10 protein-coding genes are annotated in these 14843 nt (G+C 73.1%); 5 read left to right on the top strand and 5 right to left on the bottom strand.

Going from position 1 to position 14843, the window contains the following annotated elements; genetic code table 11:
- Window positions 1–92 precede the first annotated feature (92 nt).
- From dctP to EOE48_RS08195, 5 genes are all read left to right on the top strand, one after another.
- On the top strand, window positions 93–1112 hold the full coding sequence (gene dctP, locus EOE48_RS08215) for a TRAP transporter substrate-binding protein DctP (RefSeq protein ID WP_127728311.1): 1020 nt from the start codon (window positions 93–95) through the stop codon (window positions 1110–1112).
- On the top strand, window positions 1109–1738 hold the full coding sequence (locus EOE48_RS08210) for a TRAP transporter small permease (RefSeq protein WP_127728310.1): 630 nt from the start codon (window positions 1109–1111) through the stop codon (window positions 1736–1738). The genes dctP and EOE48_RS08210 overlap by 4 nt, the downstream gene beginning before the upstream one ends.
- Window positions 1735–3087 carry a TRAP transporter large permease gene (locus EOE48_RS08205; RefSeq protein WP_127728309.1) on the top strand — a complete coding sequence of 451 codons (1353 nt, stop codon included), beginning with the start codon at window positions 1735–1737 and terminating at the stop codon, window positions 3085–3087. Before EOE48_RS08210 ends, EOE48_RS08205 begins: the two co-directional genes overlap by 4 nt.
- A gap of 138 nt (window positions 3088–3225) precedes the next feature.
- Window positions 3226–4632 carry a malonyl-CoA decarboxylase gene (locus EOE48_RS08200; protein WP_127728308.1) on the top strand — a complete coding sequence of 469 codons (1407 nt, stop codon included), beginning with the start codon at window positions 3226–3228 and terminating at the stop codon, window positions 4630–4632.
- A gap of 264 nt (window positions 4633–4896) precedes the next feature.
- A complete protein-coding gene (locus EOE48_RS08195) occupies window positions 4897–6423 on the top strand; it encodes a malonate--CoA ligase (RefSeq protein ID WP_127728307.1) in 1527 nt (508 codons plus the stop codon).
- Between the two features lie 80 nt (window positions 6424–6503).
- On the opposite strand, the gene EOE48_RS08190 is transcribed toward EOE48_RS08195, so the two are convergent.
- The 5 genes from EOE48_RS08190 to EOE48_RS08170 form a co-directional block, all read right to left on the bottom strand.
- On the bottom strand, window positions 6504–7919 hold the full coding sequence (locus tag EOE48_RS08190) for an MFS transporter (protein WP_127728306.1): 1416 nt from the start codon (window positions 7917–7919) through the stop codon (window positions 6504–6506).
- 171 nt (window positions 7920–8090) lie between these two features.
- Entirely contained in the window at window positions 8091–8951 is an 861-nt protein-coding gene (locus EOE48_RS08185; protein WP_127728305.1) for a shikimate dehydrogenase, read from the bottom strand.
- 123 nt (window positions 8952–9074) lie between these two features.
- Window positions 9075–9977, bottom strand: coding sequence for a LysR family transcriptional regulator (locus EOE48_RS08180; RefSeq protein WP_127728304.1), 903 nt, complete (start codon window positions 9975–9977; stop codon window positions 9075–9077).
- Between the two features lie 114 nt (window positions 9978–10091).
- The gene (locus tag EOE48_RS08175; RefSeq protein ID WP_127728303.1) at window positions 10092–13697 is read right to left on the bottom strand and encodes a serine hydrolase; all 3606 of its coding nucleotides are present in this window, start codon (window positions 13695–13697) and stop codon (window positions 10092–10094) included.
- 93 nt (window positions 13698–13790) lie between these two features.
- Window positions 13791–14819 carry a helix-turn-helix domain-containing protein gene (locus tag EOE48_RS08170; RefSeq protein WP_187371348.1) on the bottom strand — a complete coding sequence of 343 codons (1029 nt, stop codon included), beginning with the start codon at window positions 14817–14819 and terminating at the stop codon, window positions 13791–13793.
- Window positions 14820–14843: the final 24 nt, after the last annotated feature.

Genomic DNA, 14843 nt, shown 5'->3' with positions numbered 1-14843 from the left:
GCTTTCTTGCATCCAACGAGCGCGCATCCGCACAAATCAATGCTGCGCCTGCACACAGAGCCGCCTTCGGGTCCGGCCAGGAGGAAACCGCCATGCTGTTGTCGCGCCGCTCCCTCGTGGCCGCCGGCCTCGCCGCGCCGGCTCTGATCGGCCTTCGCGGGCAGGCCCGGGCCGCCACGACCCTCAAGCTGTCGCACCAGTTCCCCGGCGGCACGATCGACGAGGGCGACTTTCGCGACCGGATGTGCCGCAAGTTCGCGCTCGCGGTGAAGGAGCGCTCGAAGGGCGCCCTCGAGGTGCAGGTCTATCCCGGCTCGTCGCTGATGAAGACCAACGCCCAGTTCAGCGCCATGCGCAAAGGGGCCCTCGACATGAGCCTCTACCCGCTGCCCTATGCCGGCGGCGAGGTGCCCGAGACCAATATCGGCCTGATGCCGGCGCTGGTGACCTCCTATCAGCAGGCGATGGCCTGGAAGACCGCGCCGGTCGGCCGCAAGCTCACCGAGATCCTCCAGGCCAAGGGCATCGTGCTGGTGTCGTGGGTCTGGCAGGCCGGGGGCGTCGCCAGCCGCGAGCGGCCGCTGCTGCGGCCCGAGGACGCCAGGGGCCTGAAGGTGCGGGGCGGCTCGCGCGAGATGGACCTGATGATGAAGGCCGCCGGCGCCGCGACCCTGAGCCTGCCCTCGAACGAATCCTACGCCGCGATGCAGACCGGCGCCTGCGACGCCGTCATCACCTCGTCGACCAGCCTGATCTCGTTCCGCCTGGAGGAACTGGCGAAGTCGCTCACCTCGGGCCGCGGCCGCTCGTACTGGTTCATGCTCGAACCGATCATGATGTCGAAGAGCATCTTCGACGGCCTGCCGAAGGACCAGCAGGACCTCGTCATGGCGGTCGGGGCCGAGCTGGAGGGCTTCGGCCAGGAGGGCGCCCGGGCCGACGACGAGCGGGTCGAGCAGGTCTTCACCCGCGCCGGCGCCAAGGTCGAGACCCTCGACGAGGCGACGCTGGGCAAGTGGCGCGACATCGCCCGCGACTCGGCCTGGAAGGACTACGCCGCCAAGTCGGCGAGCTGCGCCGAGATGCTGAAGCTCGCGGAGGCGGTCGCGTGAGCCACGCCTTCGACGCGGCCTCGGCCGCCGCCGCCGGCCCGGAGACCCGGGCCGCGCCCCGGGCGCCGGGGCTGCTGGGCGCCGTCGAGGCGGCCATGGCCGGGCTCAACCGGCTGATCCTGCTCCTCGGCGGCCTCGCCCTCGTCGCCGCCTGCCTCGTCCTCTCCTACAGCGTCGCGATCCGCTACTTCTTCAAGGTCCCGACCGAGTGGCAGGACGAGACGGCGGTGTTCCTCATCGTCGGCGCCACCTTCCTGTCGGCCGCCGCGGTCCAGGCCCGGCGCGGCCACGTCGCCATCGAGGCGCTGACCGGCCTGCTGCCGGCCCGGGTCAACGCCGTGCGGCTGTTCCTCGCCGACCTCGTCAGCCTGTTCTTCGTCGCCTTCTTCGCCTGGAAGAGCTGGACGCTGCTGCACGAGGCCTGGGTCGACGGCCAGATCTCGCAATCGACCTGGGGTCCGCCCCTGTGGATCCCCTACAGCCTGATGGCGGTCGGCATGACCCTGCTGTCGCTCCAGTTCGTGCTGCAGCTCGCTGAGGCCGCCGCCCGCGGGCCGCTCGCCGCCGGCCGGGCCGCTCCCAAGGTCGGGCTCGGCGCCGACCTCGACCGAAGGACCGCCCGATGAGCGTCGCGTTGATCGGAACCCTCTACGCCGGCGCCACCCTCGGGGCGATGCTGTCGGGCATCCCGATCGCCTTCGCGCTCGGGGCGGTGGCGCTCGCCTTCATGCTGGCCTTCATGCCCGCCGCCTCCCTCGATACGGTGGCGCAGAACGTCTACGAGGAGATGGCCTCGATCACCCTGCTGTCGATCCCGCTGTTCATCCTCAAGGGCGCGGCGATCGGGCGGTCGAAGGCGGGCCAGGACCTCTACTCGGCGATGCACGCCTGGATGCACCGCATCCCCGGTGGGCTCGGCATTGCCAACGTCTTCGCCTGCGCGCTGTTCGCCGCCATGGCGGGATCGAGTCCGGCGACCTGCTCGGCGATCGGCTCGGCCGGCATCCCGGAGATGCGCAAGCGCGGCTATTCCGGGGGCTTCGCCGCCGGCATCATCGCGGCCGGCGGCACCCTCGGCATCCTGCTGCCGCCCTCGATCACCATGATCCTGTACGCGGTCGCGGCCGAGCAGTCGCTGGGGCGGCTCTTCCTCGCCGGCATCGGCCCGGGCCTGCTCCTCGTCGGGCTGTTCGCCGCCTGGGCGGTCTTTCGCTTCCGGCACGAATACGCGACCGCCAAGGCGGCCCTCGCCGCCGGCGGTGCGACCTCGCCGATCCTGGCCGAGGACCGCTACAGCATGAGCGAGCGGTTCTCGACCCTGCCGCGGGTGCTGCCCTTCGTGGTGCTGCTCACCGGCGTCATGGTGGCGCTCTACGGCGGCTACGCCACCCCGTCCGAGACGGCCGGCCTCGGCGGCATCCTGGCGCTCGCCCTGATCGCGCTGATCTACGGCGTGTGGCGGCCGCGCGACGTCGACCCGATCCTGGCGGCGACGTTGCGGGAATCGACGATGCTGATGCTCATCATCGGCATGTCGCTGCTCTACGCCTACGTGATGAGCTACCTCCACATCTCGCAGGCCGCCGCCGCCGCGATCGTGGCGCTCGACCTGTCGCCGTGGCTGCTGCTCGCTACCATCCTGGCCCTGGTGATCGCCCTCGGCTTCTTCCTGCCGCCGGTCTCGATCATCCTGATGACCGCGCCGATCATCCTGCCGCCGCTCAAGGCCGCCGGCTTCGACCTCGTGTGGTTCGGCGTCGTCATGACGATCACCATGGAGATGGGCCTGATCCACCCGCCGGTCGGGCTCAACATCTTCGTCATCAAGAACATCGCGCCGGACATCCCGCTCTCCGAGATCATCTGGGGCACGCTTCCCTTCGTGATCCTGATGGCGGTGGCGGTGGTGATCCTGTGCCTGGTGCCCGGCATCGCCCTGTGGCTGCCGGACCTGCTGCTGCCGACACTGAAGTAGGGGGGCGGCATGACGGCGCGATCCGGCGACGGCCGGCAAGCTGTGCTAGACTCGGGACCGCGGGCGGAGGGAGCCGAGTCCGACAGGACCGCCTCCCCGCCCTGGTGGCGCGGGCGGACCGGACCAGAGCAGGGCGACATGGTGGCGATCTCGTTCCTCGGGGACCTCCTTCAGAGCATCACGGAGCGCGGCCGCGGCCTCATCGGCCTCGGGCGCGGCGACGTCGCCCGGCTCGGCGTGCCCGACCTCGTGCGGCTGTGCGAGGACCTGATCTCCCGGCGCGGCGAGGCCTCCGGCGTCGCCCTGGCGCGGATGATCCTCGACCGCTACGCCACCTACTCGGCCGAGGAGCGCCAGGACTTCCTCTCCCGCGTCGCCCGCGACTTCGGCGCCGACCACGGAGCCGTCGACGCGGCGATCGCGGCCTACCGCAAGGCGCCGTCCCGGGCCGCCCTCGGCCAGCTCCACGAGGCGGCCGAGCCGCGCTCGCAGGAGCTGATCCGCCGCCTCAACCTCGCCCGCGACGGCACCGTGGCGCTGGTGCGGATGCGCGAGGACCTGTTCGCCCTGCGCTCGGCCCTGTCGCGCCGCGAGGAGCCCGACCCGGCGCTCCTCGACGCCGTCGAGAGCCTCGACCGCGACTTCGAGCACCTGTTCGCGTCGTGGTTCAACCGCGGCTTCCTGATCCTGCGCCGGATCGACTGGACCACCCCGGCCCACATCCTCGAGAAGATCATCCGCTACGAGGCGGTCCACGCCATCTCCGGCTGGGACGACCTGCGCCGGCGGATCGAGCCGCCGGACCGGCGCTGCTTCGCGTTCTTCCATCCGGCGCTGGTCGACGAGCCGCTGATCTTCGTCGAGGTGGCGCTGACCGGCGCCATCGCCTCGGCGATCGCCCCGATCCTCGCCGACGAGCGCCGGCCGCTGGCCTCCCGCGAGGCGACGACGGCGATCTTCTACTCGATCTCGAACTGCCAGCGCGGGCTCGCCGGGGTCACCTTCGGCAACTTCCTCATCAAGCAGGTGGTCGAGGACCTGTGCCGCGAGATGCCGGCGCTGAAGACCTTCGTGACGCTGTCGCCGGTGCCGGGCTTCCGCTCCTGGCTCGACCGCGAGCGCCGGGCCGACGCGCCGCAGGGGCTGACCCGCGAGGACGCCGAGACCCTGCGGCTCCTCGACGAGCCGGACTGGCACGCCGACAAGGCCAAGGCCGAGGCGGTGAGGAAGGCGCTGCTGCCGGCCGCCGCCTACTACTTCCTGCGCGCCAAGACCGCCCGCGGCAAGCCGGTCGACCCGGTCGCCCGCTTCCATCTCGGCAACGGCGCCCGGCTGGAGCGGCTGAACCATCTCGGCGACGTCTCGCCCAAGGGCCTCGCCCAGGCCCACGGCCTGATGGTGAACTACCTCTACGACCTCGGCGCGATCGAGAAGAACCACGAGACCTACGCCAATCTCGGCACGGTCTCGGCCTCGATGGCGGTCAACCGCGAACTGCGCCAGAACCTGCCGCCCGCCCGCTCGGTGGTGCTGGCGGAGGCGTGAGAGCCCGCCCCTCCCCCCACGGAACTCGGGCCCGCCCGAGTTCCGCACCCACTGCCCAAGTCGGGCCTGCCCGACTTGGGATGGGGGGAGGGTGCCCCACGGAGTGGGGCGGGAGAGGGGAACGCGACGGTGCCGGAGATGGCGTCTGTCAGCCGGGGCGCGACCTTTCCGGAAGCGGCGTCCCCTCTCCCGGCTCGCTCCGCTCGCCACCCTCCCCCGCAGAGGGGGGAGGGTCACAGAGCCCGTCCTTCAGGCTGAACCCGCATGTCCAACCATCTCTTTGACCTCATCCGCGACCGCCTTCCGGCCGACCCGGCCGGCCACCTCTTCCTCGAAGTGCCCGGTGGCCTGCGCTGGAGCTACGCCGACCTGCTGGCGGAATCCGCCCGCTACGCCGCGGCGCTGGTCGGGCTCGGGGTGAAGCCCGGCGACCGGGTCGCGGTGCAGGTCGAGAAGAGCCCGGCGGTGATCGCGCTCTATCTCGGCTGCGTGCGCGCCGGGGCGGCGTTCCTGCCGCTCAACACCGGCTACACGGCGGCCGAGATCGGCTACTTCCTCGGCGACGCCGAGCCGGCCCTGTTCGTGTGCGATCCGGCCCGGCGCGACGCCCTCGCCCCGGTGGCCGAGGGCGCCGGCGTGGCGCAGGTCGGCACCCTCGACGCCGACGGCGCCGGCACGATGGCGGCGGAGGCGGCGGGCCAGACCGGCGGCTTCGCCGACGTCGCCCGCGGGCCCGACGACCTCGCGGCGATCCTCTACACCTCGGGCACCACCGGGCGCTCGAAGGGCGCGATGCTGAGCCACGACAACCTCGCGTCGAACGCCCTGACGCTGGTCGAGCACTGGCGCTTCACCGCCGACGACGTGCTGATCCACGCCCTGCCGGTGTTCCACACCCACGGCCTGTTCGTCGCCACCAACACGGTGCTGATGGCCGGCGCCGCGATGCTGTTCCTGCCGAGGCTCGATCCGGCGGCGATCCTCGCCCTGATGCCGCGGGCGACCGCGATGATGGGCGTGCCGACCTTCTACACCCGCCTGCTCAGGGAGCCGGGCCTGACGCCCGAGGCGACCAAGGGCATGCGCCTGTTCGTCTCCGGCTCGGCGCCGCTGCTCGCCGAGACCCATCGCGACTGGCAGGCGCGGACCGGCCACGCGATCCTCGAACGCTACGGCATGACCGAGACCAACATGAACACCTCGAACCCCTACGAGGGCGACCGGGTGGCGGGCACGGTCGGGTTCCCGCTGCCGGGCGTCGACCTGCGGGTGGTCGATCCCGAGACCGGGCGGGCGCTCGGCCCCGACGAGGTCGGGATGATCGAGGTCCGCGGCCCCAACGTGTTCAAGGGCTACTGGCGCATGCCGGAGAAGACCGCGGCCGAGTTCAAGGCCGACGGCTTCTTCATCACCGGCGACCTCGGCAAGGTCGACGGGCGCGGCTACGTCCACATCGTCGGGCGCGGCAAGGACCTCATCATCACGGGCGGCTACAACGTCTATCCGAAGGAGGTCGAGACCGAGATCGACGCGCTGCCCGGCGTGCTCGAATCGGCGGTGATCGGCCTCGCGCACAAGGATTTCGGCGAGGGCGTCACCGCAATCGTGGTGGCGCGCCCCGGCGCCGAGGCGCCGACCGAGGCCGGGATCCTGGCCGCGCTGGAGAGCCGGCTGGCCAAGTTCAAGCAGCCCAAGCGGATCCTGTTCGTCGACGAGCTGCCCCGCAACACCATGGGCAAGGTGCAGAAGAACCTGCTGCGCGACGCCCACAAGGACCTGTACGGGGGCTGATCCGCCCGACCCCGCGAATCCACGACAAAGGGCGGGGCCGCCACGCGGCCCCGCCCTTGGTTTTTTGTGCGGTACCCGGTTCAGGCGCGGGCCAGCGCGCCCGATGTCGCCTGCTCGCGCAGCCGGTCGTAATCCGGCTTGGGCACCGGCACCGCGTCGGGACGGCCGAGGTCGTTCATCTGGACGCGGTAGGTCTCGCGGGCGCTGAAGGCCGCCGCCGCCGCCACCGCGGTGATGCCGAAGGCGATCGCCCCGACGGTGAGCGGGATGTTGGTCGAGCCGGGCGGCGCGACGGTGGCGAACAGGGCCGGCAGCATCGCGGTGATCGCCGTGCCGATGTTCTGCGAGATCGCCATCGCGGAGACGCGGTAGCGGGTGGCGAACAACTCCGGGTAGTAGCTCGGATAGACCGCGTTGTAGCCCTGGTAGACCACGCCCCACATCAGCAGCGACATCGCGATGGCGAGCGGCACGCTGTGGATGCTGATCGCGTAGAGGTACCCGAAGGCGAGCAGGCCCGAGCCGAGCGCCCCGATGATGATCGGCGGGCGCCGGCCGATCCTGTCCGATAGGTTGCCGACGAACGGGATCACCGCGACGGCCACGATGTTGCCGATCACCGGGATCCACAGGTAGACGTCCTTCTCGAAGCCGATGCCGTAGGCGGCCTGGACCGCGTAGGCGGCGCCGAAGATCGTGGCGACGACCGGGATCACGTTCATCAGCGCCATGCAGATGACGCGCAGCATGTCGGGCCAGCTCGTCTGGATCGCCTCGACCACCGGGGACCTGGCGCCCGTCGCCTTGGCGATCTCGCCCTGGGCTTCCTCGTGGACGAAGGCCGGGGTCTCGTCGACCTCGCGCCGGATGATGAAGCCGACGACGATCACCACGACGCTGAGCAGGAACGGGATGCGCCAGCCCCAGGAATTGAACGCCTCGGCCGGCATGTAGTGGGCGAGCGGCAGGAACACCGCGGCGGCGAGCACCTGCCCGGCCTGCACGCCCTGGAGGGTGAAGCTGGCGAAGAAGCCCCGGCGGCCGAACGGCGCGTGCTCCATGATCATCGACGAGGCGCCCGAGATCTCGCCCGCCACCGCGAAGCCCTGGATCAGCCGCAGGATCACGAGCAGGATCGGCGCCAGGATGCCGACCTGGCTGTAGGTCGGCAGCAGCCCGACCGCGATGGTCGAGAAGCCCATCAGGAACATGCACAGCACCAGGACGTGCTTGCGGCCGTGGGTGTCGCCCCAGTGGCCGAGCACGAAGGCGCCGATCGGCCGGCTGACGTAGCCGACGCCGTAGGTCGCCAGCGAGGCGACGATCGCCACCGTCGGGTTGCCGGCCGGGAAGAAGATCTGCGGGAAGATCAGCGACGCCGCCGTCGCGTAGATGAAGAAGTCGTAGTATTCGAGCGCCGAGCCGATCCAGCCGCTCGCCGCGGCCTTCCTCGACTGGTGGCGCCCTCCGGGCTCGTGCGCGAGTGTCGTCGTCATCGTTGGCGTCCTCCCTCGAGGGCCCTGTCGGGCCGGATTCTTCATGGCCGGAGCCGCGAGCCCCGGTTCAGTCCTGGTCGCCGGGGCCGGGGGCCCCGGTCTGGTTTTTTGCTGGCCGGGGCCGGGGGCCCCGGTCTGGTTTTTTGCCGGCCGGGGCTGGGGGCCCCGCGGTCAGTGCGGCGCCTGCGCGGCGAGCGCCGCGTCGAAGCCCGCCGCCATCGCGGCCTCCGGCGGCTCCCGGCCGGTGAACAGCCGGAAGGCGTCGAGCGCCTGATGGATCGCGAGCTCGCGCCCGGTCATGACCGGGGCGCCGAGGCGCCCGGCCGCCCGCAGCAGCGGGGTGTGGAGCGGCGAGTACACCGCGTCGGCGACCCACAGGTCGGGCCGCAGCAGCGCCTCCGGGACCGGGCTGCCGCGGTCGGGCAGCATGCCGATCGGGGTGCCGTTGACGAGGCCGCCGGCCCCGTCGAGGGCCTCGGCGAGGCCGGCGCAGGCCCGGACCTCGGCGGTGCCGTCGAGGCTCGCGGCGAGGTGCCTGGCCTTGGCGGCGTCGGTGTCGAACAGGCGGATCTCGATGCCGCCGAGCCGCGCCAGCGCCACCGCCGCCGCCTTGCCGACGCCGCCGGCCCCGACCAGCGCGACGGGCCCGCGGGGCGCCGGCCCGAAGGTGCGCAGGAGCGCCCGGGCGAAGCCGCTGGCGTCGGTGTTGTGGCCGACGAGCCGGCCCTCGGCGACCACGATCGTGTTGACCGCCCCCACCGCCCGCGCGTCGTCGGACAGCGCGTCGAGGAACGGCATCACCGCCTCCTTGTACGGGTAGGTGACGTTCACCCCGGCGAAGCCGAGGTGGCGCAGGCCCGCGAGCAGCGTGCGCAGCAGGTCCGGCCCGGCGCCCGCCACCTCGACGAGCTGATAATGTGCCCGCATCCCGAGCGCCTCGGCCGCCGCCTCGTGCATGCGCGGCGAGGCCGAATGGGCGATCGGCGCGCCGATCAGCCCGAGCAGCACCCTCTGCCGTCGTGTCTCGACCATCGATCCGCGCCCCGGCTGCGTCCTCTGCGTCAGACCGGTGAGAAACCGGATCCGCAGCCGGGAAACTACTCCCGGGCCACCGCGACGAGAAATACAAATTTGGCCCGGGATCGTAACATCATGTTACGGTCCGGGGCGCCCGTCGCGGGTCATCTCCTGGCGCAGGAAGCGCACGAAGCCGTCGGCGAACAGGCTGAGCGTGGTTCCGGCCTTGGTGGCGATCCAGGTCTCGAAGCGCGGCCGCTCGGCGATCGGCAGCACGCGGATCCCCGGGAAGGCGCCGTCCGCGACGGTGAACTGGTCGATCACCGCGATGCCGAGGCCGGCCTTGACCAGGGAGCACACCGTCGAGCCGAACCGGGCCCGGATGGTGATCTCGTAGTCGAGCCGGCGCTCGCGGAAGATGTCGGACATGATCCGGCCGTAGGGATCGTTCGGGTCGATGCCGATGAGGGGATGGCGGACGATCTCGTCGGCCGCGATGACGCTGCGGGCGGCGAGCGGATGCGCCTCGGGGACGATGCACAGGAGGTCGCCGGCGGCGAGCGGCGCGAAGGTCAGGCCGGGATGGTCGAGGCGGTAGCTCATCGCCACCACCTCGCCCTTGCCGAGCAGCAGGTAGTCGATCGCCTCCTCGATCTTCAGGATGTTGATGTCGATGAGGAGCTGCGGGTACTGCGCCCGCACCCGCTCGATCGCCCGCGGCACCATCACGTGCGAGATCGACGGCACCGAGCCGATGCGGAGTTCCTGCGCCGCGCCGCTCCGGGTGCGGGCGACGACGTAGCGGAGGTCCTCGATCTTCTCGAACACCGCGTTGACCTGCTCGAACACCGCGCGGGCCTGGACCGAGGGGACGAGGCGGCCGCCGCGGCGGTCGAACAGGCGCAGGCCGAGGGAGCCCTCGGTGTACTTCATCAGCCGGCTGATGCCCGGGGCCGACACGTTGAGGAGGCGCGCCGCCCCCGCCACCGTGCCGGTGATCATCACCGCCCGCACGACCTCGATCTGGCGCAGCGTCAGCATCCCGGCGGTCCGCTCCTGCTCCCGGCGCGGACGCGGCGTCCGCGCCGTCGACTGAACGGTGCGGAGACGAATCGCGCAAGAGCATCGCCGGAAGCGCGGGGGCTCAGGCCGCCCTCACCACCGCAAGGTCAGCCCGAGGCGGCCGCGCACGCCGTCGCCCTGCCGGCCGTCGACCCGGACGTCGTAATCGGCCGAGGCGAACAGGCCGACCCGCTCGGTGATCCGCGCCGAGGCGCCGAGCCCGAGCTGCGCCCAGGTTCCGCCGAGCGCCGTGGTCAGGGCCACCGGGAAGGCGCCCTCCGGGTTGGCGAAGGTCGCGCGCGCGTCGGCGCCGAACGTGTGCCAGAGGTTGCCGCGGGCCCAGGTGGTCAGGACGCCGCCGCCGGGCAGGCCCCAGTCCCGGATCAGGCGCGCGCCGAGCCGGCCATGGACCTCGTCAAGGCCGATGTCGCGGACCCGCCCGATGCGATCCCGGCCGTCGTCGAAGGACAGCGTCTGGTAGACGACCTGCGCCTGCGGCTCGACCCGCCAGCCGGCGCCGAGGGCGACCGGATAGCCGGCTTCGAGCGAGGCGGCGAGGCCGCGCCCCCCGGTCCTCAGGCGCTCGGCCCCGACCGAAGTCGTCTCGGTCCGGTCGTAGAACACGGCCTGCAGGGCGGCGTCGAGAGACCAGCCGGAGGGGCCGACATGCGTCAGGTAGGCGCCGAGGGAATGGGCGTCGGTCGTCGCCCGCCCCGCCCGGCCGCCGTAGATCGCCCCGACCTCGGCCTCGATCCGGCCGGCCCCGATCGCCAGCCCCGCGACGGTGCCCTCGCTGCGCATGAGGTCGAGCCCGGCCTGGAAGCCGGCGAGGCCGACATCGTAGGCGGGACCGCCGGCGCGGAAGCCGCCGAGGCGCGCGGCGTCGCCGCCGCCGGAGGCGCGGCGGTCGCCGGTCTCGCCGAAGATCCGCGCCCAGGCACTGCCAGTTCCCAGAGCACCGCCAGTTCCCAGAGCACCGCCGGCTCCTGGAGTGCCGCCAGCCGAGGCTGCGCCGCCCGCGTCGCTTCGCCCGCCGTCGCGCTCGTGGAGGGTGCCGATCATCGCGAGGCCGAACCGGCTCGCCATGGCCGGCAGGGCGAGGGTCAGCGCCACCTCGGGCCGCAGGTTCGGGGAGCCGTCCGGCCGGGTCGAGCGCAGGAACCAGTCCTGCGCGGACCCGCCGCCGCCGCGGGCGAGCGCGTAGTCGTAGGCGCCCGCCGCGACCCGGGCGCCCGCGAGGGTGAAGGCCGCCGGGTCGGTCGTGCCGCCGTTGCGGGTCTCGACGAGCGTGATCCCGTCGCCGGCCGTGGCCGCGCCGCCGCCCTCCTGCCGGACCACGATCCGGGTCGATCCGGTCGCGCGTCCGCCGTCGACGACGAGCCGGTCGGCACCGGCGCCGCCCCGCCCGAGGCCGGCATTCACCACGAGGGTGCCGCCCTCGCCGCGATAGTCCCCGACGACGAGGCTCCGGTAATCGGAGGCGGGCGCGAACGCGACGGTGCTGTCGCGGTTGACGAGGCTCGCGAGGCGCGAGGTCGGGGCGCCGGCATCCGGCAGCGTCCAGGTGCTGCCGCGGTCGAGCGCGAGGGCGATGCCCGCGCCGGGCCCGCCCACGATCGCGCCCGAGAGCTGCGACCCGGTGGCGCGGACGGTCAGGTCGAGCCCGGAGGCGGCGATCGCGGTCCCGCTCGCCGCCGACAGCGTCGTGCCGGCCAGCGAGACGGTGGCGGAGGCGACGGCCGGCGCGGCGAGCGCGAACGCGCCGATCGCGGCGGCCTGCGCGCCCTCGGTCCGGATGCCGCCGCCGACCAGGGTCGCCGCGGCGCCGTCGCCGACGACGAGGCCGTGGGCCCCGGCCCCGAAGGTCGCGATCCGCGTGGCGGAGAGCTGCAGCGCGGCGCCGGCGCCCTGCGCGAGCGCGCCATGGCTGCCGGGCGCGAGCGTGACGACGGAGACGCCGTCGGTGCGCACGAGGGCCGGACCGTCGCGGCCAGTGGCGAGCAGGCCGATCCCGTCGCCGCGCAGGACGATGCTGCTGTCGCGCAGGTCGATCGTGCCGTTGCGGCTCGCCCAGGCGCCGTGCCCCGCCCCCAGGTCGATCGCCAGCCGCGTGCCGTCGACGACCGTTGCCGTGGTGCCGCCGGCATGCAGCGCCGTCAGCGCGGTGCCGTCGATCCGGACGGCGGCGAGGTCGGCCCGGGCACCGTCGCGCGCGTCGATGCCGGTTCCGCTGACCGCGTCGCCGCGCAGGGCGATCGCGACGTCGCGCAGGGACAGGGCCGCCGTCCCGCCGCCGCCGTCGAGGAAGGCGCCGTCGCCGCCGGGCGAGGCCGTGATGGTGCCGCCGCGATCGAGCGCGACCCGGCCGTCGCGCCCGACGGCGATCGCCGGGACGAAGTCCTGCATCGGCGCGAGGGTGACCGGGCCGTCGGCGGTGGCGACGCCGCCGCCCGCCGCGTAGACCGCGGCGCGGGCGCCGAACGGACCGCCGACGAGGCCGGTCCACACCGTGCCGGAGCCGACGACCGCCCGCGTGCCGTCCGCCGCGACCTGCCGCTGGCCGGCTGGCTCGGTCCAGCCGAGGACGGTCAGGAGCTCGCGGAACAGGTGCGCCGGCGCGTCGGAATCGTCGCCGTTGCTGGCGTTGAGGAGGATCGTGATCGTGCGGTCGGTCGCGCGGTCGTACATGACCAGCGCCTCGAAGCCGAGGCCGTTGCCGGTATGGCCGACCCAGCCGGAGATCTCGCCCCAGCCGAAGCCGTAGCTGTCGTATTCCGGGCTCCTCGGGTCGCTGCGGGTCGAGCCGAACGACTTCAGCCGGGCGACGAAGTCGGCCTTGCTCACGGCGGCCCCGGTGCCGAGCACCCGGCCCCAGCGCTCCAGGTCGCCGACGACGCCGGCGAGCGCCCCCGAGGCCCCGAGCCCGGTCCCGTTGAAGGCGGACAGCGACACCGGCCCGGTGCCGTCGTCGACGTAGCCCACCGCCGAGGGCGCCGGCAGGGCGCCGGCCCCCTGGTCGACGACCGAGGGCATGCCGAACGGCAGGGTGAGGCGGCGCCGGACCTCGTCGGACCAGGACCGGCCGGTGGCGGCGGCGACGATCTCGCCCAGCAGCAGCGTGTTGCTGTTGGAATATTCGTAGGAGGTTCCGGGCGCGAAGCGCAGCGGCGCCGCGAAGGCGAAGGCCAGAAGCTCCCGGGCCGTCCAGACGCGGCCGGGATCGGCGGGGAACGTCGACAGGAAGCCCGGGGATGCGGTGTAGTTGAGCAGGCCGGAGCGCATCTCGGCGAGCTGGCGGATCGTCATGACGTCGCCGCCGGGCACGCCGGCGACGTACCGGCCGACCGCGTCGTCGAGGCCGATCCGGCCCTCGCGGGCCAGTTGCAGGACGACCGTCGTGACCAGCGACTTCGTGATGCTTCGGTAGCCGAAGGTGGTCCCGTCGGTCGGCGGCGCGCCGGCCTCGACGTCGGCGAGGCCGGCATTCGTCGCCCAGCGCAGGTCGCCCTGGCGGATCGAGACCGCCGCCCCCGGGATCCGCTTGTCGGCGAGCGTCCGGTCCACGAGTTCCTGGAGCGCGCCGGCGCGGACCGGATCCGTCCACGGGACCGGCGTCTGGGCGCCGGCGGTCTGGACCGCTCCCGACAGGCCGGCGGCGGCGAGCACGGCGAGAAGCCGGGCGGAGGAATGGGCGTTCAAGGAGCGTCCCTACGCTGCACGGCGGGCGGGCCCGGCCGTGAGACCGGGGGCCAGGATAGGGAAGCTCCGGGGACCGGCAATCGTGGCCGCGTCTCAACCCTGGTCGGCGCGTCTCGGCGCAAGCTCGGTCCGCCCCTGGCCGGCCCGGCCGTGCTCGCGCCAGTCGCGCGGGGACAGGCCGAAGCGGGACTTGAACTGCTTGCCGAACGCGGAGGGGTCGTGGAAGCCGCAGGCGAAGGCGACCGTCGCGACGTAGCGGTCGGACGCGGCGGCACGGCTCAACCGGTCCCTGGCGCGGTCGAGCCGGAGGTCGCGCAGGGCCTGGGCGACCGTGACGCCGTGGGCGTGGAAGGCGCGGTAGAGCGTGGCACGCGAGCAGCCGAGTTCGCGGGCGATCGTCCCGGGATCGAGGTCGATGCGGTGGAGGTTGTGGTCGAGATGCCGCAGCGCGGCGGCGTAGAGCCCGGCCGCGGCGGCCTCGGCCTCGATCGCGCGGGCATCGCCCAGCCCCTCCAGCAGCAGCGTCGCCAGGGCGAGCGTGCCGTCGAGCACGGCCGTCAGCTCCCTGCGCGAGAGACGGGCGCCGTCCCGGTCGAGCAGGGTCATCTGGCTGCGCAGGAACGGCGCCAGCGGCGAGGCGTCGAGCGGCCGCGCGAGATCCGGCAGGCGGCCGCCGAGATGGCGCAGCGCGGGAGCCCGCGGCAGCAGCAGGTAGACGTGGCGGCTGCGGCTCCAGTGGTAGCGCATCGGCTGCGCCGCATCGAGGAGCGCGAACGAGCCCTCCGGCGCCACCTGCCTGCGCCCGTCGTCGGCCTCCAGGGCGACCTCGCCGGCGGCCATGAGGTTGAGGACCACGCACTCGCCGCGCCCGGCCTTGCGGGTCCGCCGGGTGAACTCGGTGCGATGGGGGCTGCCCTCGTGGCATCCGAAGGCGCCGCCGGCGCCGCGCACGAAGCGGAGCCGGCCGTCCAGCGGCGCGTCGTCGGGCGGCGGAAGGAGGTCGAGGGCGTAGTTGGCGACGGTCTTCCAGGCGTCGAAGCGGACCGACGGCTCGAAGGCGCGCGACGACAGATCGATGAAATCGTAGGGTGCGGGACCGTCCGCGTGGACGAAGGTCGACATCACAACAGCCCGGGACGATCCGCA

The organism is Methylobacterium oryzihabitans (genome assembly GCF_004004555.2).
Lineage (GTDB): Bacteria > Pseudomonadota > Alphaproteobacteria > Rhizobiales > Beijerinckiaceae > Methylobacterium > Methylobacterium oryzihabitans.
This window is presented reverse-complemented; position numbering and strand designations above follow the sequence as displayed.

Excerpts from the sequence above, each read along its gene's own strand:
- dctP (WP_127728311.1), top strand. The coding sequence starts at position 93 with ATGCTGTTGTCGCGCCGCTCCCTCGTGGCCGCCGGCCTCGCCGCGCCG.
- EOE48_RS08205 (WP_127728309.1), top strand. The coding sequence starts at position 1,735 with ATGAGCGTCGCGTTGATCGGAACCCTCTACGCCGGCGCCACCCTCGGG.
- EOE48_RS08200 (WP_127728308.1), top strand. The coding sequence starts at position 3,226 with ATGGTGGCGATCTCGTTCCTCGGGGACCTCCTTCAGAGCATCACGGAG.
- EOE48_RS08195 (WP_127728307.1), top strand. The coding sequence starts at position 4,897 with ATGTCCAACCATCTCTTTGACCTCATCCGCGACCGCCTTCCGGCCGAC.
- EOE48_RS08190 (WP_127728306.1), bottom strand. The coding sequence starts at position 7,919 with ATGACGACGACACTCGCGCACGAGCCCGGAGGGCGCCACCAGTCGAGG.
- EOE48_RS08185 (WP_127728305.1), bottom strand. The coding sequence starts at position 8,951 with ATGGTCGAGACACGACGGCAGAGGGTGCTGCTCGGGCTGATCGGCGCG.
- EOE48_RS08180 (WP_127728304.1), bottom strand. The coding sequence starts at position 9,977 with ATGCTGACGCTGCGCCAGATCGAGGTCGTGCGGGCGGTGATGATCACC.
- EOE48_RS08170 (WP_187371348.1), bottom strand. The coding sequence starts at position 14,819 with ATGTCGACCTTCGTCCACGCGGACGGTCCCGCACCCTACGATTTCATC.